Source organism: Microbacterium sp. ET2 (assembly GCF_030347395.1).
Taxonomy (GTDB): domain Bacteria; phylum Actinomycetota; class Actinomycetes; order Actinomycetales; family Microbacteriaceae; genus Microbacterium; species Microbacterium albipurpureum.
Genome location: NZ_CP128170.1, coordinates 2,430,489 through 2,450,234 on the forward strand (window position 1 = coordinate 2,430,489; position 19,746 = coordinate 2,450,234).

At 70.6% G+C, this 19,746-nt stretch carries 21 protein-coding genes and 1 pseudogene; 9 read left to right on the plus strand and 13 right to left on the minus strand.

Annotated features, from left to right (window positions below; translation table 11 throughout):
• Positions 1 to 12: 12 nt before the first annotated feature.
• From QSU92_RS11850 to QSU92_RS11885, 8 genes are read right to left on the minus strand one after another with little or no spacing between them, the layout of a single operon-like run.
• Entirely contained in the window at positions 13 to 156 is a 144-nt protein-coding gene (locus QSU92_RS11850) for an SIP domain-containing protein (protein WP_333783469.1), read from the minus strand.
• A complete protein-coding gene (locus QSU92_RS11855; protein ID WP_289262089.1) occupies positions 107 to 799 on the minus strand; it encodes a siderophore-interacting protein in 693 nt (230 codons plus the stop codon). The genes QSU92_RS11850 and QSU92_RS11855 overlap by 50 nt, the downstream gene beginning before the upstream one ends.
• Positions 800 to 829: 30 nt before the next feature.
• The gene (locus QSU92_RS11860; protein WP_289262091.1) at positions 830 to 1,582 is read right to left on the minus strand and encodes an iron ABC transporter ATP-binding protein; all 753 of its coding nucleotides are present in this window, start codon (positions 1,580 to 1,582) and stop codon (positions 830 to 832) included.
• A complete protein-coding gene (locus tag QSU92_RS11865) occupies positions 1,582 to 2,589 on the minus strand; it encodes an iron chelate uptake ABC transporter family permease subunit (RefSeq protein ID WP_289262092.1) in 1,008 nt (335 codons plus the stop codon). The genes QSU92_RS11860 and QSU92_RS11865 overlap by 1 nt, the downstream gene beginning before the upstream one ends.
• Positions 2,586 to 3,527 (minus strand): iron chelate uptake ABC transporter family permease subunit, encoded by a 942-nt coding sequence (locus QSU92_RS11870; RefSeq protein WP_289262093.1) that lies wholly within the window; start codon positions 3,525 to 3,527, stop codon positions 2,586 to 2,588. The genes QSU92_RS11865 and QSU92_RS11870 overlap by 4 nt, the downstream gene beginning before the upstream one ends.
• Positions 3,524 to 4,561 (minus strand): siderophore ABC transporter substrate-binding protein, encoded by a 1,038-nt coding sequence (locus QSU92_RS11875; RefSeq protein ID WP_289262094.1) that lies wholly within the window; start codon positions 4,559 to 4,561, stop codon positions 3,524 to 3,526. Before QSU92_RS11875 ends, QSU92_RS11870 begins: the two co-directional genes overlap by 4 nt.
• A 60-nt stretch (positions 4,562 to 4,621) precedes the next feature.
• Entirely contained in the window at positions 4,622 to 4,858 is a 237-nt protein-coding gene (locus QSU92_RS11880) for a helix-turn-helix domain-containing protein (RefSeq protein WP_289262096.1), read from the minus strand.
• Positions 4,858 to 5,343: a DUF2975 domain-containing protein gene (locus QSU92_RS11885; protein ID WP_289262098.1), complete on the minus strand. Its 486-nt coding sequence runs from the start codon at positions 5,341 to 5,343 to the stop codon at positions 4,858 to 4,860. Before QSU92_RS11885 ends, QSU92_RS11880 begins: the two co-directional genes overlap by 1 nt.
• Before the next feature lie 94 nt (positions 5,344 to 5,437).
• Between QSU92_RS11885 and QSU92_RS11890 the strand changes: the two genes are divergently transcribed.
• The 4 genes from QSU92_RS11890 to QSU92_RS11905 all read left to right on the plus strand — a co-directional run bounded on the left by QSU92_RS11890 (position 5,438) and on the right by QSU92_RS11905 (position 8,283).
• Positions 5,438 to 7,165 (plus strand): FAD-dependent oxidoreductase, encoded by a 1,728-nt coding sequence (locus QSU92_RS11890; protein ID WP_289262100.1) that lies wholly within the window; start codon positions 5,438 to 5,440, stop codon positions 7,163 to 7,165.
• Positions 7,165 to 7,440 (plus strand): metal-sensitive transcriptional regulator, encoded by a 276-nt coding sequence (locus QSU92_RS11895; RefSeq protein ID WP_141936917.1) that lies wholly within the window; start codon positions 7,165 to 7,167, stop codon positions 7,438 to 7,440. Before QSU92_RS11890 ends, QSU92_RS11895 begins: the two co-directional genes overlap by 1 nt.
• A 25-nt stretch (positions 7,441 to 7,465) precedes the next feature.
• A complete protein-coding gene (locus QSU92_RS11900; RefSeq protein ID WP_289262103.1) occupies positions 7,466 to 7,633 on the plus strand; it encodes a hypothetical protein in 168 nt (55 codons plus the stop codon).
• A gap of 128 nt (positions 7,634 to 7,761) precedes the next feature.
• A complete protein-coding gene (locus QSU92_RS11905) occupies positions 7,762 to 8,283 on the plus strand; it encodes a hypothetical protein (RefSeq protein ID WP_289262105.1) in 522 nt (173 codons plus the stop codon).
• A gap of 233 nt (positions 8,284 to 8,516) precedes the next feature.
• On the opposite strand, the gene QSU92_RS11910 is transcribed toward QSU92_RS11905, so the two are convergent.
• Positions 8,517 to 9,569, minus strand: a complete 1,053-nt coding sequence (locus QSU92_RS11910) for an agmatine deiminase family protein (RefSeq protein WP_289262107.1) — start codon at positions 9,567 to 9,569, stop codon at positions 8,517 to 8,519.
• A gap of 347 nt (positions 9,570 to 9,916) precedes the next feature.
• Positions 9,917 to 11,590 (minus strand): annotated as a pseudogene (locus tag QSU92_RS11915) (amidase); the annotation flags it as partial.
• Between the two features lie 67 nt (positions 11,591 to 11,657).
• Between QSU92_RS11915 and QSU92_RS11920 the strand changes: the two are divergent.
• Positions 11,658 to 13,133 (plus strand): protein adenylyltransferase SelO, encoded by a 1,476-nt coding sequence (locus tag QSU92_RS11920; protein ID WP_289262109.1) that lies wholly within the window; start codon positions 11,658 to 11,660, stop codon positions 13,131 to 13,133.
• A gap of 50 nt (positions 13,134 to 13,183) precedes the next feature.
• Positions 13,184 to 14,182, plus strand: a complete 999-nt coding sequence (locus QSU92_RS11925; RefSeq protein ID WP_289262110.1) for an arsenic resistance protein — start codon at positions 13,184 to 13,186, stop codon at positions 14,180 to 14,182.
• On the opposite strand, the gene QSU92_RS11930 is transcribed toward QSU92_RS11925, so the two are convergent.
• On the minus strand, positions 14,130 to 14,480 hold the full coding sequence (locus QSU92_RS11930) for a biopolymer transporter Tol (protein ID WP_422880443.1): 351 nt from the start codon (positions 14,478 to 14,480) through the stop codon (positions 14,130 to 14,132). The two genes, QSU92_RS11925 and QSU92_RS11930, sit on opposite strands and share 53 nt — an antisense overlap.
• A gap of 234 nt (positions 14,481 to 14,714) precedes the next feature.
• On the opposite strand from QSU92_RS11930, the gene QSU92_RS11935 reads away from it, so the two are divergent.
• The 3 genes from QSU92_RS11935 (at position 14,715) to QSU92_RS11945 (ending at position 17,974) form a co-directional block, all read left to right on the plus strand.
• A complete protein-coding gene (locus QSU92_RS11935) occupies positions 14,715 to 16,025 on the plus strand; it encodes a quaternary amine ABC transporter ATP-binding protein (RefSeq protein ID WP_289262114.1) in 1,311 nt (436 codons plus the stop codon).
• Complete coding sequence (locus tag QSU92_RS11940; RefSeq protein WP_289262122.1) at positions 16,025 to 16,978, plus strand: ABC transporter permease; 954 nt, start codon at positions 16,025 to 16,027, stop codon at positions 16,976 to 16,978. Before QSU92_RS11935 ends, QSU92_RS11940 begins: the two co-directional genes overlap by 1 nt.
• A gap of 81 nt (positions 16,979 to 17,059) precedes the next feature.
• Positions 17,060 to 17,974, plus strand: coding sequence for a glycine betaine ABC transporter substrate-binding protein (locus tag QSU92_RS11945; protein WP_289262126.1), 915 nt, complete (start codon positions 17,060 to 17,062; stop codon positions 17,972 to 17,974).
• A gap of 86 nt (positions 17,975 to 18,060) precedes the next feature.
• On the opposite strand, the gene QSU92_RS11950 is transcribed toward QSU92_RS11945, so the two are convergent.
• Positions 18,061 to 18,702 carry a phosphoribosyltransferase gene (locus QSU92_RS11950; protein ID WP_289262129.1) on the minus strand — a complete coding sequence of 214 codons (642 nt, stop codon included), beginning with the start codon at positions 18,700 to 18,702 and terminating at the stop codon, positions 18,061 to 18,063.
• 21 nt (positions 18,703 to 18,723) lie between these two features.
• On the minus strand, positions 18,724 to 19,626 hold the full coding sequence (locus QSU92_RS11955) for a hypothetical protein (protein WP_289262131.1): 903 nt from the start codon (positions 19,624 to 19,626) through the stop codon (positions 18,724 to 18,726).
• Positions 19,627 to 19,746: the final 120 nt, after the last annotated feature.

The window sequence follows — 19,746 nt, forward strand, 5'->3', positions numbered from 1 at the left end:
CCGGCGCGCAACTCAGCGCGGCTTCTTCTCCGAGGTCTCGCCGCGCTTCCAGTAGCCCTTGATGACGGTCTGGTCGGCCGGCACGCCCCACCGCTCGAGCAGCAGCTCACGACCCGGCTTGACGATCGACTGCTCGGCCGCGATGAACCCCAGGATGCTGCCCGTCGGCCGCTCCCCGTCGCCGAGCCTCGATCAGCCGGGCGGCCAGCGCCGACCCGGGCGCCGTCGTGTCGCGGTGCACCTGCTCCACGCCGACACCCGCGGGCGCGTCGATCGGCAGCTCGTGGGCGGCGTCGTCCACCTCGACGAGGATGCGCCCCTGCGCCTCATCGTCCATGAGCCCGGCGAAGCGGCGCATGGCCGGCACCGCGGTCTCGTCGCCGGCGAGCAGCCAGTAGTCCGGCCGGCCGTCGACGACCTTCGAGCCTCGCGGACCGCCGATGCCCGCGAGCGCCCCGAGCGGCGCGGTCGCCGCCCACGCCGCCGCGACGCCCGCGGTTCCCGCATCCGGGTCGCCGTGGACGGCGAACTCGAGGTCGAGCCAGTCGGCGTCGAAGCGGGCGGGGGTGTATTCGCGGCTCGCCGCTGCGCGCAGCTCCTCGACCGTCTCGGGCTCGCCCTCGGGGAAGAAGATGCGGAGGTGGTCGTCGGCTCCGAGGGAGACGAACCCGGCGAGTTCGTCGCCGACGAGTCGCACCCGCACGTAGCCGGGGGTCAGCCACTCGCGGCTGTGGAGACGGACGCGGCGGAACCGCAGCTCCAGACCCTCGGGACGGAAGGAGAAGGATGACTCAGGCATGGCGATGGCGCTCTTTCGGATCGTGTCGGTTCAGTCCCACAACACCACGGGGCGTCCGTCGATGTCGGCGACGCGCGCAGGGGTGTCGTAGAGGTCGGTGAGGTTGTCGGCGGTGAGGACGTCGGCGACTGTTCCATGGTGGACCACGCGACCGTCGCGCATCGCCACGATGTCGTCGGCGTAGCGCGCGGCGACGTTGATGTCGTGCAAGACGACGACCACCGTCATCCTTCGCTCCTCCGCCAGGCGGCGGACCAGCCGCATCAGGGTCACGCCGTGACGGGGATCGAGGTTGTTCAGAGGTTCGTCCAACAGCAGGTGATCGGTGTCCTGCGCGAGCGCCATGGCCACGAACGCCCGCTGCCGCTGACCTCCCGACAGCTCGTCGAGGAAGCGGCCGCGCACAGCATCGAGGTCGAGATCGTCGATGGCTCGATCGACATGGGCACGGTCCTCGACCGAGCGCCCCGAACCGCCGTGGGGAAACCGCCCATAGGCGACGAGGTCGTCGACACTCAGGCGGATGGCCAGCTGGTTGTCCTGCCGGAGGATCGCCAGGCGCCGGGCGAGATCGCGAGAGCGGGTGGTGGCGACATCCATCCCGTCCACCGTGATGCGCCCCGCGTTCGTGCCCACGAGGCGGCCGATCGCCGCGAGGAGCGTCGACTTGCCCGCCCCGTTGGGTCCGATGATGGCGGTGACGCCGGCGCGGAGCGCCAGGCTGACGTCGTCGACGGCGAGGAGGGTGCCGTGGCGTTTCGTGACCTGCTCGGCGAGGATCATCAGCGGGCCCTTCCGGTGAGAACGAGGACGATGAAGAAGATGCCCCCGACGAACTCGATCACGATCGGCAGTTCGGTGCCGAACCCGAGGAGACGGTCGAGGATCAGCTGCCCGCCGATGAGCGCGATGACGCCGAGGGTGATGGCAGTCGGGATGCTGCGGAGGTGTCGGTGCCCGACGGCACCGTAGGCGAGGTTGGCGGTGATGAGCCCGAAGAATGTCACGGGGCCCACGAGCGCCGTCGAGGCCGACACCAGGACCGCCACGACGACGACGACGTGGAACACGGTCCGCCGGTGGGCGACACCGAGCGAGATCGCCGTGGTCTCGCCGAGCGACAGCACGTCGAGCTGCCGCCGGATCGGCCACAGCGACGCCACCGCGAGCACCACGAGCACACCCGTCGGCAGGAGCAGTTCCCGGTCGACCGAGGTGAAGCTGGCGAAGGTGACGTTCTGCAGGATGGCGAAGGTGTCTGGGTCGAGCAGGCGCTGGAGGAAGGCGGTCACCGAGCGGAACATCACACCGAGCACGAGGCCTGCCAGCACGGTGACGTGCAGATCGAGGCGTCGGCGTTGGAAGAGCCACCAGTACAGCAGCAGCACCGACCCCGCCATCAGCACGAGCTCGACCGACCACGAAACCGCGGGTGGTGCCGCGACGAGGATGAGCGGGCCGAACACGAACGCCACGACCGTCTGCACGGTGAGGAAGACGGCATCGAATCCGAGGATGCCGGGGGTGAGGATGCGGTTCGCGGTGATCGTCTGGAAGAGCACGGTGGCTGCGCCGATCGCCGCTGCCGCGATCAGCATGCCCGCGACGGTCCGCCACCGAAGGCCGAGGGCGTACTGCCAGGCGCCGGGAAGGTCGGTGAAGAGGAAGAGTGCGACGAGTGCGACCGCGACGCCGGTGAGAAGGAGGGTGACGGTGGTCGGGTGCCGCAGGATCGCGTGACGCAGGATCGGATGCCGCGGACCGGTCGTGCGAGGGCGGGTCAGGGTCATGATGTGGCCACCCGATCCACTGGTCGGGCGCGGCCCACCAGCATCCAGAGGAACACGATCCCCCCGATGATCCCCATCACGATCGAGATCGGCAGTTCGTACGGGTAGCGCACGACCCGACCGATGATGTCGCACAGCAGCACGATCGCCGCTCCCAGGAGCGCGACGAGCGGCACGGCGCGACGCATGTTGTCGCCGACCAAGCGGCTGACGATGTTCGGCACGATGAGCCCCAGGAAGGGAAGGGCTCCGGTGGTGACCATGAGGATGCCGGTGACCACGGCGATGATCCCCACTCCCAGAACCATCACCAGGCGGGTGTCGAGTCCGAGCCCGCGGGCGGTGTCGTCTCCGAGGCCGGCGACGGTGAACCGGTCGGCGGCGATCCAGGCGACGGCCGCAGCCGCCGCCGCGAAGAAGAGGATCTCGTAGCGGCCGCGGAGGATCGCCGAGAAGTCGCCGATGCCCCAGCTGAGCAGCTCCTGCAGCAGCTCGGTGCGGTAGGCGATGAAGGTGGTCGCCGCGCCGATGACGCCGGCGTAGAGGATGCCGACGACGGGCACCAGCACGCTGGAGCGGGAGGGGATGCGACGCGCCAGCAGGAGGAAGCCGCCGACGCCGATGACAGCGCCGACGGCGGCCAGAGCGGCCTTCGCCCAGAGCGCGAGGCCCGGGACCGTGAGAAGGATGAGCAGCAGGGCCAGGCTCGCGGCATCCGTGGCCCCGGTCGTTCCGGGCTCGACGAACCGATTGCGCACCAGCAGCTGCATGATGAGGCCGATGATCGCGAATGCCGCTCCGGCGAGGATCAGAGAGACGGTGCGAGGCACGCGGCTGGCGAAGAGGATGAACCCGTCGAGCTCGGCGACACCGATGAACAGCGAGATCGTCGCGAGGGCGGCGACGGCCGCCGCCCCCGCGATGATCCACCGGGTCACGCGCCCGCGGCCTCGTGCACCGAGGTGAGCACGTTCTGGATCGCGGTCAGCCCGTTGATGACGATGTACAGCTCGCTGGCGGGGAGGTAGACGATGTGGCCGTTCTGTGCTGCGGAGGTCTCGGCCACCAGTTCGTTGTCGAGCGTCTCCTCGGCGGTGGACCCTTCGCCGGTGGCGGCGCCGCGGTCGAATGCGAAGATCCAGTCGGGGTCGGCGGTCAGCAGGAACTCGTTGGTGACGGTGTCGCCGTGCGGCGATCCCTCAGCTCCGGGGAGCTCGGCGGCGGTCACGGCGGGCGTCCACCCCAGCTCGTCGTAGAAGTAGCCGAAGCGCGAGCCCTCGCCGAAGGCGCCGTATTCGCCGCCCGACACCGACAGCACGAGCGCCGTGCCGTCAGCTTCGTCGCGCAGGGTGTCTTCGAGCGCCTCGATCTCGGCGGTGAGGGCTTCGACCTCGTCCTCTCGACCGAAGATCTCGCCCAGCTGCGCTGCGCGCTCGAGGCCCGCGCTCGGGTCGAAGGTCCCGGCGTACGCCCCGGTCAGGTCGATCGTGGTGCTGATCTCCGACAGCTCGTCGTACTGGCCTGTACTGCGCGCGGCGGTGACGATCAGCTCGGGATCGAGCTCGGCGACGGCTTCGAAGTCGGGCTCGAACAGACTCCCGACCTTCGGCAGGTCGGCGTAGGCCGACAGATAGTCGGGGAGCGGGATGTCAGGGATGCCGACCACGGCATCCCCGGCTCCGATCGCATCCAGCGTGTCGAGGGTGGCGATGTCGAAGGTCACGACCGAGGCCGGGCTCGCGGGCACCTCGACGGCGTCGCGCGGGACCTCCAGGTCCTCCTGGTACGACGACTCGCCGCCCTCCTCCACGAGCGCGAGGGTGGGCTTGGCGTTCTCGACGACCACGGTTTCGCGGGTCTCAGCCGCGGGGGCGCTGTCGCCCTCCGCAGCCGGCGTCGCGCAGCCGGAGAGGACGAGGGCGGTGCCGCCGAGGGCGGCGAGGACGGTGAGCAGACGAGGCGATGGATGCATGTAGGTGAGGCTATCCTTACCTCATGCCTCGTCGTCAAATCCGGTATCTCGACGCGGCGCTCACCCCGCCGGGCGCCGGTCGCCGTCCGTGCCGGCGGGCTCGAACCGCAGGATGTCGCCGGGCTGGCACTCCAGCGCCTGGCACAGTGCGTCGAGCGTCGAGAAGCGCACGGCCTTGGCCCTGCCGTTCTTCAGCACGGCGAGGTTCGCCGGGGTGATGCCGATGAGGTCGGCGAGAGTGCCGACGGCCATCTTGCGCCGGGCGAGCATCACGTCGATGTCGACGATGATCGGCATCAGATCACCTCGTCGAGCTCGGCGCGCAGGCGCCCCGCCTCGGCTTCGCGCGCGATGGCCTGCGTCAGCAGCATCCTCATCACGACCACCAGCAGAGCCATGCCGGCCAGGACGAGCGCGAAGCCCGAGATGAGGCCGATGATTCCAGGGGCCGCTTCGCCGAAGCGGAGCACCACGGCGAAGGCGAAGGTGACGACGGATGCCGCGATCACCGCGCCGATGATCGCGTCGACGTAGCGGAACGCAGCGGGGGTGAACACCGCGCCGCGGCGCACCATCGTCAGCAGCCTCCAGACGCAGACGGCGAAGACCTGCAGGGTCAGGACCCCGACGACGACGAGGGCGGCGATGCTCACGCGCGCCCACGACGGCGCGCCGTCGAGGTCGATCCACAGCAGCGGCACGATGACCGTCTGCACGATCAGCGATCCGACCAGCGACAGCGCGATGATCATCCGCAACGCCAGAATCGTCTTCTTGCCCATGGCAACCTCCTGTTGGTCGAGAGGAATCTATCGAATATCGATAGTTCAGGCAACTCCCGGTTCGCACGGATACCCCCGGGGGTATCATCGGTCCATGCCCCAGAGCCTCTCACCCCACAGGATCGTCATCGTCGGAGGCGTCGCCGGCGGAATGAGCTGCGCCGCCCGCGCCCGCCGACTGGATGAGTCCGCGGAGATCATCGTCCTCGAGCGCGGCCCGCACGTCTCCTTCGCGAACTGCGGTCTGCCCTACTACGTCGGAGGGGAGATCGTCGAGGCCGACAAGCTCCTCGTCCAGACTCCGGCCTCGCTGCGCGCCGCGCTGAACCTCGATGTACGCACCGGTCACGACGTCACAGCGGTCGACACCGCGGCGCAGACCGTCACCGTGATGACCGCCGACGGGGTGGAGGAGATCCGCTACGACGCCCTCGTCCTCTCTCCGGGCGGGCAGGCGGTGCGTCCCCCGCTGCCGGGTCTCGACTCCCCTCGGGTGCGGACCCTCCGCACGGTCGACGACGCCCTGGCGCTCCGCGACCGCGTCGACTCCGGCGCGCGCCGGGCCGTGGTGCTCGGCGCCGGCTTCATCGGCCTCGAAGCCGCCGAAGCCCTCGCCGCCCGGGGGCTCGCCGTGTCGCTCGTCGAGCTGGCCGACCACGTGCTGCCCCCGCTCGAGCGCGAGCTCGCCACGCTCGTCGCCGACGAGCTCGCCGCCCTCGGCGTGGATCTGCACATCGGGGTCGGCGCGAGCGCGGTCGAGCAGGGTGCTGAGCACGATGCGGTCGTCCTCGCCGACGGCGCCCGCATCGACGCCGACCTCATCGTCCTGTCGGTGGGCGTCCGACCCGACACCGGCCCCTTCGAGGCCGCGGGCATCGTGTGCGATCGAGGTGCCATCGTCGTCGATGAGCACGGACGCACCTCCGCTCCGCGGGTCTGGGCGGTCGGCGACGCCACCGCGACCCTCGACGCGGTGACCGGCGTCCGGCGCCCCATCGCCCTCGCGGGCCCGGCCAATCGCGCCGGGCGGCTCATCGCCGACGACATCCTCCGCCCCGGTTCCGCACGGGCGGTGCCCTCGTCGGTGGGCACCGCGATCGTGCGCGTCGGCGGTCTCACCGCGGCCCTCACCGGCGCGAACCGCGCGGCCCTCGACGCCGAGGGCACGCGCTACCGCACCCTCCACCTGCATCCGAATCAGCACGCAGGGTACTTCCCGGGCGCCGTGCAGCTGCACCTCATCGTGCACTTCCGCGAGAACGACGGCCGCCTCCTCGGCGCACAGGCGGTCGGGGAGGACGGCGTCGACAAGCGCATAGACGTCCTGGCCACCGCCATCCGCTCCTCCCTCACCGTCGATGACCTCATGGATCTCGACCTGGCCTACTCGCCGCCCTACGGCGCCGCGAAAGACCCGGTGAACCTGGCCGGCATGCTCGGTGAGAACGTCCGCACCGGTCAGCTGCGCCTCTGGTACGCCGACGACCTCGACGAGGTGCTCGCCTCGGCGCTCGTGCTCGACGTGCGCTCGGCCGACGAGGTCGCCACCGGTCACCTGCCCGGTGCCCTGCACATTCCGCACACCGAGCTGCGTGCCCGGCTGGCCGAGGTGACGGATGCCGCCGACGGCCGCCCGGTTCGCGTCATGTGCGCGTCGGGGGTGCGGTCGGCGATCGCCTACCGGGTGCTCGTGCAGGTGGGCTTCGATGCCGCGTCGCTGTCGGGCGGCATCCTCACCCTCCGCGCGGCGCTCGGACCGCGCGCCGCCGATCTGCTGCGCGTCGGGTCCGAACCCGTCGCCCGTGAAGAAGGAGTCCGCTGATGCGCACCGCCGATCCCGAGGTCCAGCGCCGGATCGTCAACCGGCTTCGTCGCGCCCGCGGCCAGCTCGATGCGGTCATCGCCGCCGTCGAGCAGGACAAGCCCTGTCGTGACGTGATCACCCAGCTCGCCGCCGCTGGCAGCGCCATCGACCGTGCAGGATTCGCCATCGTCTCCACGGCGATGAAGGAGTGCCTGGCCGACCCCGATGCCGCGTTCGAAGACGACGGCACCACCCCCGAGGAGCTCGAGAAGCTCTTCATGATGCTCGCCTGACCCCCGAACCCGAAGGAGACTCCCCATGTGCTACCCCGTGACCTGCTCCACCTGTGGCAAGACGACCTGGGACGGATGCGGCCAGCACGCCGACCAGGTCATGAAGGCCGTTCCCGCCGGTCAGCGCTGCCCCGGTCACCAGCCGGCGCCCCGCGCCGGCATCCTCGCGCGCCTCTTCGGCGGCGCCGCCTGACGCCGATCACACAATCGCGCCATTCCCACAGAATGTCGGCCCGTGCGTGTGATGTTCGCGTGATGGTGTGATCCGCCGGCTTCGGAGAGGCCTTTCCCGCGTCGAGACGCTCGGGTAGCGTGGCGGGCGTGCCCCAGCTCTCGCCGCCACTTCCCGCCGCCGCGCCCGGCCTGACGGGGTCATTCGCGGGCCGCGAGCTCGTCGTGCAGATTCGGCGCCTGCTCGTCGTCACGCTGGTGACGTGCCTGGTCTACGCGGGCTTCACCCGGGCGTCGAGGTCGTTCTGCCCCGGCGGTTTCGACGCCGACGGCGGCTTCATCGACGGCAACGGGCAGCCGACCGATCTGGCGCCGGAGTGCCTCTCGCTCCAGATGGGGCCGAGCCCCGTTGTCTTCATCGCGGTCGCCGCGATCGTGCTGCTGACGCTCGGCCGTGTCATCCGAGTGGCGGATGGTCTCGAGTCGGCGACACGGATGCTTCGCCGCGCCGCCCTCGCGATCATGATCGTCGCAGGTCTCTCGCTGGTGATCGCCCAGGTGTGGTTCGCGCTGCTGCCGGTCGCGGAGTGGGACCCGGAGGCCGGGTACTTCTTCCTGTTCCCTTTCCCGTTCGCCGGTGTCGAGGTGACGATCACGCCCCTGACACCCTGACCGCGCTACCCCACCCCTCGCCCCTCGCCCCTCACCCCTCACCCCATGGCCCGGCCATCTCCGCCGCGCGGTCGCAGAATCGTGCCGTGGACGCAGGATTTCCGCGGAATTCTGCGACGGCCGTGCAATTCTGCGACGCGCTGGAACAAGGGCTGGCGCCGCGCGCGACGCGCGGGAGCAAGGGCTGGCGCCGCGCGGGACGCGCGGGAGCAAGGGCCGGCGCCGCGCGCGGCTCAGACCGCGGGCTGCTGCTGGGTGATGCAGTGGATGCCGCCGCCGCGGTCGAACAGGGGGCGGGCCTCGACGGTCACCACGCGGTGACCGGGGTAGGCATCGGCCAGGATCTCGCGCGCCCGGGTGTCGGCGAGGTCCTCGCCGAAGCCGCAGGCGATCACGCCGTCGTTGACGACGAGGTGGTTGACGTAGCTCCAGTCGACGACCCCCGCGTCGTCGCGGAGGGTCGCGGGTGCCGGGAGCCCCGAGATCGTCACATCCCGTCCCCGGGCGGCGAAGGCCTCCTCGAGCTCACGGCGCAGCTGTCGCGACACGGCGAAGTCAGGGTGGTCGGGGTTCTGCTGCTCGTGGAGCAGCACCCGGTCTGGCGCGGCGAAGGTCGCGACGATGTCGACGTGGCCGTTGGTGCCGAGGTCGTCGTAGTCGCGGGTGAGTCCGCGCGAGAGCCAGATCGCATCGGTCGCGCCGATCGTGCGGGCCATCTCGGCCTCCACCCGCGCCTTGTTGGCGAAGGGGTTCCGGCGGGGGTCGAGCTGCACCGTCTCGGTCAGCAGCACGGTGCCCGCCCCGTCGACGTGCAGGCCGCCGCCCTCGTTGACCAGCAGCGAGCTGATCACCTCGACACCGAGGAGGTCGCCGACGAAGCGCCCGATGAGGGCGGACTTCTGCCACTCCGCCCAGTCGGGTGCGCCCCAGCCGTTGAACACCCAGTCGACGGCCGCGAGCCGCCCGGGCCGGTCGTCGTCGACGACGAACGTCGGGCCCACATCGCGCATCCAGAACTCGTCGATGGGCGCCTCGACGATCTCGACGGCGGCGCTGAGCATCCGCCGGGCGCGCGTCATCTCGGTGGGGTCGACCACCATCGTCACGGGCTCGAAAGCAGCGATCGCGTGCGCCACCGCCGTCCACGTGGCGTAGCCCTCCTCGCGCTCCTCGGCGCTGTCGCCGAGGGTGAAGCCCTCGCGGGGGAACGCCATCCACGTCCGCTCGTGCCGCGCGGTCTCGGCGGGCATCCGCCACGCCGGGGTCGAAGGGGCGCTGCCTTTCATAGGGGAGATCCTTCCGTGGTCGCGAGGGCCCCCGCCACCGCCCCGGTGAAGCCGCGTGCGACGACGACGACGAGGGGCCCGAACGGCGGCAGCCACTCGCTGAAAGGCACCGTGTGCGCGTCGGCTGCGAGGTGGTGGCGACCGTCGACGCGCGAACCGCTGACGGTGATGGTCGCGCGCACGCCGTCGACGAAGGCGACGACCTCGTCGATCGGTCCGCCCTCGACGGTCGCGGTGAACGTCACGGTCGTGTGGTCGTGATCCGGGTCGACCCGCACCTCGTCGATCCGCACGTCGAGGGCTGCGGCGACCGCCGGCCGGGGCGCATCGAACAGCACCTCGTCGGCGAGGGCGGGCGTGCGCGGGGGCGTGGTGCGCCGGCGCCCGAGCGCTTCGATCGCAGCGCCCAGCTGCACGAGGCGGACGTCGTCGTAGGCGGCGCCGGCGATCGTCACGCCGACGGGCATGCCCGCGTCATCCATCTTCCCCATCGGCACGGTCACGGTCGGGATGCCGAGGTGACGGGGGACGAGGTTTCCGTTGGAGACCCACACGCCGTTGCGCCAGGCGATGTCGGCCGAGGCCTCGTTCACGTCGGCGTCGGCGGGCCCGACATCGGCATGGGTGGGGAAGATCACGGCGTCGAACCCCTCGGCGGCGAGCCAGTCGTCGACGTCGACTCTGCGGGTGTGCTCGAGTCCTCGCATCCCCTGCTCCACACTCGGGATGTCGCGGGGCTCCCGCACCCCGGCACGCGCGGCGTCGACGTACTCGGCGATGTCGTACGCGATGTCGAAGGGGTAGATGCCGTAGCGGTCGGGGAGGGAGCCGGCCGGGCGGGGGAATATGCGGTCGCCGTCGACGTCGGCGAGCCGGTGCAGCGCCGGGTCGCCGTTCAGGCGCAGGAAGGTGTCGAAGCCCCACACGGCCAGGTCGCCGACCTCGTCGGCGAGGAACTGACGCGGAACGAAGCCGCGGTCGACGAAGTCCTCATCGCCGGCGTGGAGCTTCTCGTAGTTGTTCACGGCGGGGAAGTCGACCTCGATCACCTCGGCTCCGGCGGCTTCGAGGTCGGCGCGCAGCTGTTGCCAGAGCGCCATCACCGACGGGCGTGTGTCGATCGGATAGGCGCTGTCGTCGTCGGCGCCCACGTAGATGCGGGGGACGGCCAGACGCAGCCCCGCGAGGTCTGACGCGGGCAGCGCGGCGAACGACTCCGGTCGCACCTCCGACGGTGCGGGGAGGGTGATCCATGGCTGGCTGCGCCAGAGGTCGCCGTCGGTGACCGGGTCGTCGACGACGACGGCGTCGAGCACGTGGGCGAGGTCGTCCATGGTGCGGGTGTGGGGGACGACGACGTCCATCGTGGGGACCAGGGGCCAGTTACCGCGCACCGAGATCATGCCGCGCGACGGGGTGTAGGCGCAGAGGGCGTTATGGGATGCCGGGGCGCGGCCCGATGACCAGGTCTCCTCACCCAGGCCGAAGGCCGCGAAGCTCGCCGCGGTCGCCGTTCCCGACCCGTTGGACGACCCCGAGCCGAACGCCGAGGTGAGGTAGTCGGCGTTGTACGGCGACTCCGCCCGGCCGTACAAACCTCGCTGCATGCCGCCGGCCGCCATCGGCGGCATGTTCGTCAGCCCGAGGAACACCGCGCCGGCCTCGCGCAGTCGAGCGACGGCGAACGCGTCGGCTCCCGCGATGAGATCGGCGAACGCGGGGGATCCGGATGCGACGGGCAGGCCCTTCACGCAATAGCTGTCCTTCGCGGTGAACGGGATGCCGTCGAGCACACCGCGGGTCTCACCGCGGGCGCGGCGTTCATCGGCAGCGCGCGCTTCGGCGAAGGCGGAGGGGTTCAGCACGATCACCGAGTTCAGGGCGATGCCGCCGCGGTCGTAGAACGCGATGCGGTTGAGGTAGCGGGCGACGAGCTCGACGCTCGTGATCCGACCGTCACGAAGGGCGGCCGCGAGCTCGGCGACGTCTGCCTCGACCACGGTGGCGAGGGGGGTGATCATGGGCGTAAACATACAGTCCGCGCCCCCGGCCCAGCCGCACTCCAGGCGTGTGACGTACCCTCGCCTCATGACGCCCACGGCTGCCGCAGAGATCACCCTCTCGCACCGCTTCGCCGACGAGCTGCCCGAGCTCGCCGTCGACTGGCAGGCGGTCGAGCCCGCGGTCCCGCAGCTGCTCGTCCTGGACGACACGCTCGCCACCGACCTCGGCCTCGACCCCGCGTTCCTCCGCACCCCGGAGGGCGTGGGCTTCCTCACCGGCACCGCCGTGCCCCAGGGGGCCCGCCCCGTCGCGCAGGCGTACGCCGGTCACCAGTTCGGGGCCTTCAACCCGCGCCTCGGCGACGGTCGGGCTCTGCTCCTCGGCGAGATCACCGACCGAGAGGGCGCGCTTCGCGACATCCATCTGAAGGGGTCGGGACCCACGCCCTTTTCGCGCGGCGGTGACGGCCTTTCCGCGGTCGGCCCCATGCTCCGCGAGTACGTCATCAGCGAGGCGATGCACGCCCTCGGCATCCCCACGACGCGGGCTCTCGCCGTGGTCGCGACCGGTCGCACCGTGCGGCGCGAGAGCGACCTCCCGGGCGCGGTGCTCACCCGGGTCGCGTCGAGCCATCTGCGAGTCGGCACGTTCGTGCTCGCCCGCGCCACGGGCGATACTGCGCTGCTCGAGCGCCTGGTCGACCACGCCATCGCGCGCCATTATCCGCACGCCGCCGACGCCGACAACCGGGCCCTCGCCCTTCTCGACGCGGTGATCGACGCGCAGGCGCGCCTCATCGCCCGGTGGATGCTCGTCGGATTCGTCCACGGCGTCATGAACACCGACAACATGACGATCTCGGGCGAGACGATCGACTACGGACCCTGCGCCTTCCTCGACACCTTCGACGTCGGCGCCGTCTTCAGCTCCATCGACCAGCAGGGCCGCTACGCCTATGGCGCGCAGCCCGCCATCGGCGAGTGGAATCTCGCTCGCTTCGCCGAGGCGCTCCTGCCGTTGCTGGCGGAGGGCACGGATGCCTCGGATATGGATGCCGCAGTCGCGACCGCCCAGCAGTCGCTCGCCGCCTACCGCGAGACCTACAACGCCGCCTGGGCCGAGGGGATGCACGCCAGACTCGGCGGCACGCCCGACGACGAGCGGACCGCGGCGCTCGTGAACGACATGTTCGACATGCTGGCGATGGCACGGGTGGACTACACCTCGTTCTTCCGTCGCCTGGCCTCGGCGGCGCGGGGTGATCGCGAGCCGGCGCGCGCACTTTTCGCCGATCCGGCACCCTTCGACCTGTGGGTCGAGCGGTGGCTGGCGCTCGCGCCCGACGCCGATCTGATGGACCGGGTCAATCCGCTCTACATCCCGCGGAACCACCTCGTGGAGGAGGCGCTCGCCGCCGCATCCGCGGACGGGAACCTTTCGCCGCTGAACGAGCTGGTCGAGGTCATCCGCGATCCCTTCACCCCCCGCCCTGGACTCACCCGGTATGAGCAGCCGGCGCCCGAGGCCTTCGGTCCATACGTCACCTACTGCGGCACCTGAGCGACCGCGGCGCCTGAACGCTACGAACCAGAGGTCCCTAGGCTGATCCTGTGACGTCGGCAGCCGTGTGGTGGGATCGCCACCAGGTCTGGCTGTACGTCGCCGCCATCGCGCTCGGTGTCGTCGTCGGGCTCGCCCTGCCCGCCGCCGGCCCCGCTCTGTCCCTCGCGACCACTCCGGTGCTCGCGCTGCTGCTGTTCGCCACCTTCCTCGGGGTGCCCCTGATCGAGGTGGGACGGGCGTTCCGCGACATCCGGTTCCTCGGCACGGTGCTCGCTCTGAACTTCGTGATCGTCCCGCTCGTCGCCTTCGGTCTCTCACGGTTCGTCGCCGACGACCGCGCCCTCCTCCTCGGCGTGCTGCTGGTGCTGCTCACCCCCTGCGTGGACTACGTCATCGTCTTCACCGGCCTCGCCGGAGGCGCTCGCGCGCGCCTCCTCGCCGCGACGCCGCTGCTGATGCTCGTGCAGATCGTGCTGCTCCCTATGTACCTGTGGCTCTTCGCGGGTGGGGCGGTCGTCGCCGACATCGACATCGCCCCCTTCGCGGAAGCCTTCCTCTGGCTCATCGTCGTGCCCCTCGTGGCAGCAGCGCTCGTGCAGGAGCTCGCTCGCCGCCACCGGATCGGCCGGCGGATCGAGCGATTCTTCGCGGCGGCGATGGTGCCCCTGATGATGGCGACGCTCACGGTGGTGGTCGGGTCGCAGATCGCGGATGTCGGCGCTGCGGCCGCCGCGCTCGTGCGCCTCGTGCCGATCTACGTCGCGTTCCTCGCGATCATGCTCTTCGCCGGTCTCGGTGCGGGGCGTCTCGCGCGGCTCCCCGTCCCCGAAACCCGGGCTGTCGTCTTCAGCGGCGCCACACGCAACTCGCTCGTCGTGCTGCCGCTCGCCCTCGCGCTGCCCGCCTCCTTCGCGCTCACCCCGTTGGCGGTGGTCACCCAGACGCTCGTCGAGCTCGTCGGGATGGTCGTCTTCCTTCGCGTCGTGCCGGCCCTCACCCGGGCGGCGGGTCGGCCGTCAGCGCGTCGAGCTCGGCGAGGGCGGTGAGCGCCGCTTCGCGGCGCTCACCTTCGGGCCGGTCCCACCAGTAGGGGCCGCGCTCGCCGAGTCCGTGCTTGGCGAGGTTCACGCGGGCGCGCGCAGCCGCCAGTGCGTCGGGGTCTTCCTGGCTCGCACGCCGCGCGGTTTTGACCGCAGAGCGTGCGCGCCCGAGGTGCGAGGTGAGCGCGGTCACCACATCTTCGGGCAGCGAGGGGTCGGTGCGGCGCCAGCGGCGACCGTCGATGACGAGCCACCGCTCCCGCTCGCCCTCCTCGTTCGCCCCGTCTTCAGACACAGTTCCCATCATGGTGTCGTCCACGCATCCGCACGACGGGGGATTTGCGTTCCCCTCCGGGTCTGTGAAACGGTTGGGCCGGGCCCGTTACGGCCCACCCCCGACCAGTCCGCGGTTGCTGGTGGCTCCCGAAAGCCAGACCGGTGAGCGTACGGTCGGCGACTTCATCCGGCGGGTCCGATGCCCGCTTTCCGGCGCCCCGCGCCCCGAAGCCGCCACCCGGGCGTGACCGAATGCAGTCACGTGACTGCCGAGGTGCCTGTGACGATCACTCCTGCCATCGAGGCCCGAGGCCTCTTCAAAGTCTTCGGTCGCAATCCCCGAGCGGCGGTCGAACGCCTTCGCGCGGGCGCCCGCCGTGACGAGGTGGCCGACGCCGGAACCGCCGCGGTCATCGACGCCAGCTTCAGCGTGAACCCCGGTGAGATCTTCGTGATCATGGGCTTGTCGGGATCGGGCAAGTCGACCGTCATCCGCATGCTCAACGGACTGCACGACCTCACGGCCGGTGAGGTCACCATCGGTGGTGACTCGATCGGCGACGTCTCGCCCACCCGGCTTCGAGCCCTTCGGCGCGACCGCGTCTCGATGGTCTTCCAGCATTTCGCCCTGCTGCCGCACCGCTCGGTCGCGGCGAACGTGGCGTATCCGCTCGAGCTTCGCGGCGTCGGCAAGGACGAGCGCCGTGCCAAGGCCGAGGAGATCCTCGAGCTGGTCGGTCTGGGGGGATGGGGCGACAAGCTGCCCGATGAGCTGTCGGGCGGCATGAAGCAGCGGGTCGGCATCGCACGCGCGCTCGCCGCTGACACCGACATCCTCCTGATGGATGAGGCTTTCAGCGCGCTTGATCCGCTGATCCGGCGCGAGATGCAGGAGCAGCTGCTCGAGCTGCAGCGGACGCTGAAGAAGACGATCGTCTTCATCACCCACGACCTCAACGAGGCGATGTTCCTCGGCGACCGGATCGCGGTGATGCGCGACGGTCGGATCGTGCAGATCGGCACGCCCGAGGACATCCTCACCGACCCCGCCAACGACTACGTCGAGCAATTCGTCCAGGACGTCGACCGCGCCCGCGTGCTGACGGCGGCCAATGTGATGGAGCGCCCGCGCCCGGTGATCACCGACAGCGGAGGGCCCCGCACGGCTCTTCGCCTCATGCGCGACGCCTACATGTCGGCGGCGTACGTGGTCGACCGCGACCGGCGTCTCCTCGGCGTGGTGAGCGATCGCGATGCGGTCAAGCTGGTTCGTCGCGGTGAGCGGTCGCTGCTCTCGGCGATCCGGCCCGCACCGCCCACTGTCTCGGAAGACGAGGTGCTGATGAACCTCTTCGTCCCGGCGGTCGAGTCGCCCCTGCCGGTCGGGGTCACCGACAGCGGGGGACGCCTCGTCGGCGTCATCCCCCGGGTCACCCTCCTCGCCGCCCTCCAGCCGGGCACGGGAGCCACGGGGGAGATCACGATCCCGATCCAGCCGATGCCGACCACGGAGATCGACGAACTGCTGGCGGGGTACCCCGAACCGTCGAACACCGAGGAGGGGGCACTCTGATGGATGGTTTCCGCATTCCGATCGGCACCTGGGTCGAAGACGCCGTCGACTGGGCTCGCGACACCTTCAGCGGCTTCTTCGACTTCATCACCGTCGTCGTGCGGGTGCTCGTCGAGGGGCTCACCGACGGCCTCCTCGCCGTTCCGGTCCCGCTGGCGATCCTGCTGTTCGCGCTCATCGGCTGGGCTGTGCGCTCGTGGAAGATGGCAGTCGGCACAGCCGTGACCTTCACGCTCATCGTGGCGATGGACCTGTGGGTCGAGTCGATGCAGACCCTCGCACTCGTGCTCGTGGCCACCGTGGTGGCGCTCCTCATCGCGATCCCACTCGGCATCTGGTCGGCGCGCAACGACACCGTCCGCGCCATCCTGAAGCCGGTGCTCGACTTCATGCAGACGATGCCCGGCTTCGTCTACCTGATCCCTGCGATCACGTTCTTCAGCATCGGCGTGGTGCCGGGGGTCGTGGCGACGGTCATCTTCGCGTTGCCGCCGGGCGTCCGGCTCACCGAGCTCGGGATCCGCGGCGTGGACTCCGAGACGGTCGAGGCCGGTTACGCGTTCGGCGCGAAGCCCGGCCAGATCCTCCGGGGAATCCAGTTGCCCCTGGCGATGCCGACCATCATGGCGGGCGTCAACCAGGTGATCATGCTCGCGCTGTCGATGGCGGTGCTCGCCGGCATCGTCGGCGCCGACGGCCTCGGAAAGCTCGTCGTGCAGTCGGTCTCGACCGCGCGACTCGCCATCGGCGTGGAGGCCGGTCTCGCCGTCGTCATCATCGCCGTCTACCTCGACCGCGTCACCGCGGCGCTCGGGAGTCCCGGCGAGTACTCCTCGTCGATCCTGGGCGCCCTGCGCCGGCGACGCCTCACCGCAGGGACGGCCACGACCACCGAACCGCGGGCGCAGGAGCAGGTCGCTGCACCCGAAGACCAGAGGGTGAAAGCCCTCTGACCGAGCGCGCGGCGACGCACGCTCAACACCAAGAGAACAGATACGGAACGAGTGACTGATATGCATCAAGGAGCACAGCGAATGAAGAAGAAGAACCTCACCGGATTCCTCGCGCTCGGGGCGGCAGCAACCCTCACGCTCGCCGGCTGCGCCGGAGGATCGGATGACGCGGCGCCGGCAGGCGGCGGCGACGCCTCGGCCGAGAACTGCGACACCGTCACGCTCGGGTTCCTCCCGTCGTGGACCGACGGGCTGAGCACCGCCTACCTGCTGGAGAACCTCCTCGGCGAGCGCGGTATCGACGTCGAGATGGAGACCCTCACCGAGGCGGGGCCGCTGTACACCGGTCTCGCGCAGGGCGACGTCGACATCTACCCGTCGGCCTGGCCGGAGCTCACCCACGCCTCCTACATGGAGGAGTACGGCGACGACATCGAGGACCTCGGCGCGTACTACGACAATGCCAAGCTGACCATCGCGGTGCCCAGCTACGTCGACATCGACTCGATCGAAGACCTCGAGGGCAACGCCGACCGCTTCGGCGGACGCATCGTCGGCATCGAGCCGGGTGCCGGCCTCACCGCCCAGACGCAGGACTCGATGCTTCCCGAGTACGGTCTCGACGGCGACTACGAGCTGGTCACCTCCTCCACGGCGGCGATGCTGGCCGAGCTGGATGCCGCGATCGCGGCCGAAGAGGACATCGTCGTGACGCTCTGGCGTCCCTTCTGGGCCAACGACGCCTACGACGTCAAGGACCTCGAAGACCCCATGGGCGCCATGGGTGAGGCCGAGGCTCTGCACTTCCTCGGCACCGCCGGGTTCTCCGACCGCTGCGCAGAGGCCGCCGAGCTCATCGGTGAGATCCAGCTGAACGACGAGCAGTACGGCGCGCTCGAAGACCTCGTGGTCAACGAGTACGGCGAGGGTCGCGAAGCCGAGGCCGTCGAGGCCTGGCTCGAGCAGTACCCCGACGCCGTGCCCAGCAACAGCTGATCAGCGCCGGCTGACGCCCTCTTCACCAGAGGGCACAGGCACCACAGCACCCCCGGCATCCATGCGGACGCCGGGGGTGCTGCGTCTCAGAACCCGCTCGGCTCGGTCTTCTCCAGCAGCGCCACCACCTCGGCATCGGTGGTCTGGCCGAAGTCGCGGTAGTACGCGCCCACGGCCCGGAAGCCGGCCGGCCGCTGGAGGCAGATCACCCGGTCGGCGCCGCGGACGCGGCGGACGGCGTCACTGCCCCCGACCGGTGCGGCCACCATCACCTCGGCGGCGCCGCGCTCTCGCGCGACCAGGCACGCCGCGGAGGCGGTGGCGCCCGTCGCGATGCCGTCGTCGATGATGAGGATGCGTGCGCCGGCGAGGTTCCGCGGCGGTCGATCGCCGCGCAGCGCCGCGGCCCGGCGGGTCAGCACATCGCGCTCGCGCTCTTCGACCGTGTCGATCTCGGCGCGGGTCGCACCGAGGTGGCGGACGAGGTCGGCGTCGATGAGGCGGACGCCCTCCTCGCCGATCGCCCCCATCGCGACCTCGGGATGACGGGGGTAGCCGAGCTTGCGGACGATGATCACGTCGAGCGGGGTTCCGAGGATCGTCGCCACCTCGGCCGCCACGGGCACGCCGCCGCGGGGAAGCCCCGCTACGACATCCGCGGTGACGCCGAGGCTTCGCAGGTGGGCACCGAGGCGCCGCCCCGCGTCGACCCTGTCGTCGAACATCATCCGGGCCCTACGTCTTGCGGGTCACGTCCCGTCCATCCGCATGCTGTCACCGCCGGGGCCGCTGGTGCCCGAGCCCGCCCCCGCCTGCCTGCTCCGTCGCGACAGGACGATCCAGGTGACCACGATCGCGAGGATCAGCACGACGAGCGCGATGATGATCCCGATCAGCAGGCCTGAGCTGTCGCCCGCCGGTTCCGGCGCCGCGGTCGGGCTCGCCGTCGTGGGCGTGGGCGTCGGCGTCGGCGTGGGCGCGGCCGTGATGGCGACATCCACCGACGCGAGCGGCGTCTCGCCGTCGCCGACCGCGATGACGAGGTCACCCGCCTCGGTGGCGGTGAAGGTGGTGGTTGCCTCGCCGTTCGTCACGGGTACCTGAGCCGAGGTTCCACCGCCGTCGAAGGAGCCGCTGCCGGTGCCGCCGAGCCCGAACGAGGCCTCTTCGAGTCCGCCGAGCCCGGTCGCGGTGACCGTCGTGCTCTCACCGGTGTCGATCGATGTCGGGTTCGCGGTGATCGCGACGCCGCCCCCGTCCCCGCCCGCGGTGACGGTGATCTCGACCGTCGCGAGCACGTTCTCGCCGTCGCCGACCGAGATGGTGTTGGTGCCCTCCGTCAGCGCGCTGAGTGTCGCCGTCGCCTCGCCGTTCGAGACGGGCGCCTCGTAGACGCTGTCGTTGTTCTCGGTGAAAACGGCCGCCGACGTGTCGCCGAGTCCGAAGAACGCCTGCTCGAGGCCGCCGAGGCCGGTCGCGGTGACCACGGTGGTCTCGCCGACCGCGATCGAGCTCTCCGCGGTCGTCACCTCCGGGGTGCCTGATGCCTGCGCGGCAGCCGAACCTCCCAGCGCCAGCACTGCGGCGCCGATGCCGGCGAGCAGGGCGAGTCCGAGGCGACGAGGACGACGGATGACGGAGCTGGAGGTCACGGCTGGGCTCGCTCTCTGAGGCCACGGTGGCTTGCGTCGAACGCTACACCCGCACACCGACTGCGCAAGAGCAACTCCTGGCGGTGCATCCGCGACCGGCCTACCGTGAGAACAACCTGG

What these genes read in the sequence shown, in the direction of transcription:
- QSU92_RS11895 (WP_141936917.1), top strand. Translation starts at nt 7,165, where the DNA reads ATGCGCACCGCCGATCCCGAGGTCCAGCGCCGGATCGTCAACCGGCTT.
- QSU92_RS11880 (WP_289262096.1), bottom strand. Translation starts at nt 4,858, where the DNA reads ATGCCGATCATCGTCGACATCGACGTGATGCTCGCCCGGCGCAAGATG.
- QSU92_RS11930 (WP_422880443.1), bottom strand. Translation starts at nt 14,480, where the DNA reads ATGGGAACTGTGTCTGAAGACGGGGCGAACGAGGAGGGCGAGCGGGAG.
- QSU92_RS11900 (WP_289262103.1), top strand. Translation starts at nt 7,466, where the DNA reads ATGTGCTACCCCGTGACCTGCTCCACCTGTGGCAAGACGACCTGGGAC.
- QSU92_RS11940 (WP_289262122.1), top strand. Translation starts at nt 16,025, where the DNA reads ATGGATGGTTTCCGCATTCCGATCGGCACCTGGGTCGAAGACGCCGTC.
- QSU92_RS11950 (WP_289262129.1), bottom strand. Translation starts at nt 18,702, where the DNA reads ATGATGTTCGACGACAGGGTCGACGCGGGGCGGCGCCTCGGTGCCCAC.
- QSU92_RS11855 (WP_289262089.1), bottom strand. Translation starts at nt 799, where the DNA reads ATGCCTGAGTCATCCTTCTCCTTCCGTCCCGAGGGTCTGGAGCTGCGG.
- QSU92_RS11890 (WP_289262100.1), top strand. Translation starts at nt 5,438, where the DNA reads ATGCCCCAGAGCCTCTCACCCCACAGGATCGTCATCGTCGGAGGCGTC.
- QSU92_RS11875 (WP_289262094.1), bottom strand. Translation starts at nt 4,561, where the DNA reads ATGCATCCATCGCCTCGTCTGCTCACCGTCCTCGCCGCCCTCGGCGGC.
- QSU92_RS11865 (WP_289262092.1), bottom strand. Translation starts at nt 2,589, where the DNA reads ATGACCCTGACCCGCCCTCGCACGACCGGTCCGCGGCATCCGATCCTG.
- QSU92_RS11860 (WP_289262091.1), bottom strand. Translation starts at nt 1,582, where the DNA reads ATGATCCTCGCCGAGCAGGTCACGAAACGCCACGGCACCCTCCTCGCC.
- QSU92_RS11885 (WP_289262098.1), bottom strand. Translation starts at nt 5,343, where the DNA reads ATGGGCAAGAAGACGATTCTGGCGTTGCGGATGATCATCGCGCTGTCG.
- QSU92_RS11920 (WP_289262109.1), top strand. Translation starts at nt 11,658, where the DNA reads ATGACGCCCACGGCTGCCGCAGAGATCACCCTCTCGCACCGCTTCGCC.
- QSU92_RS11910 (WP_289262107.1), bottom strand. Translation starts at nt 9,569, where the DNA reads ATGAAAGGCAGCGCCCCTTCGACCCCGGCGTGGCGGATGCCCGCCGAG.
- QSU92_RS11945 (WP_289262126.1), top strand. Translation starts at nt 17,060, where the DNA reads ATGAAGAAGAAGAACCTCACCGGATTCCTCGCGCTCGGGGCGGCAGCA.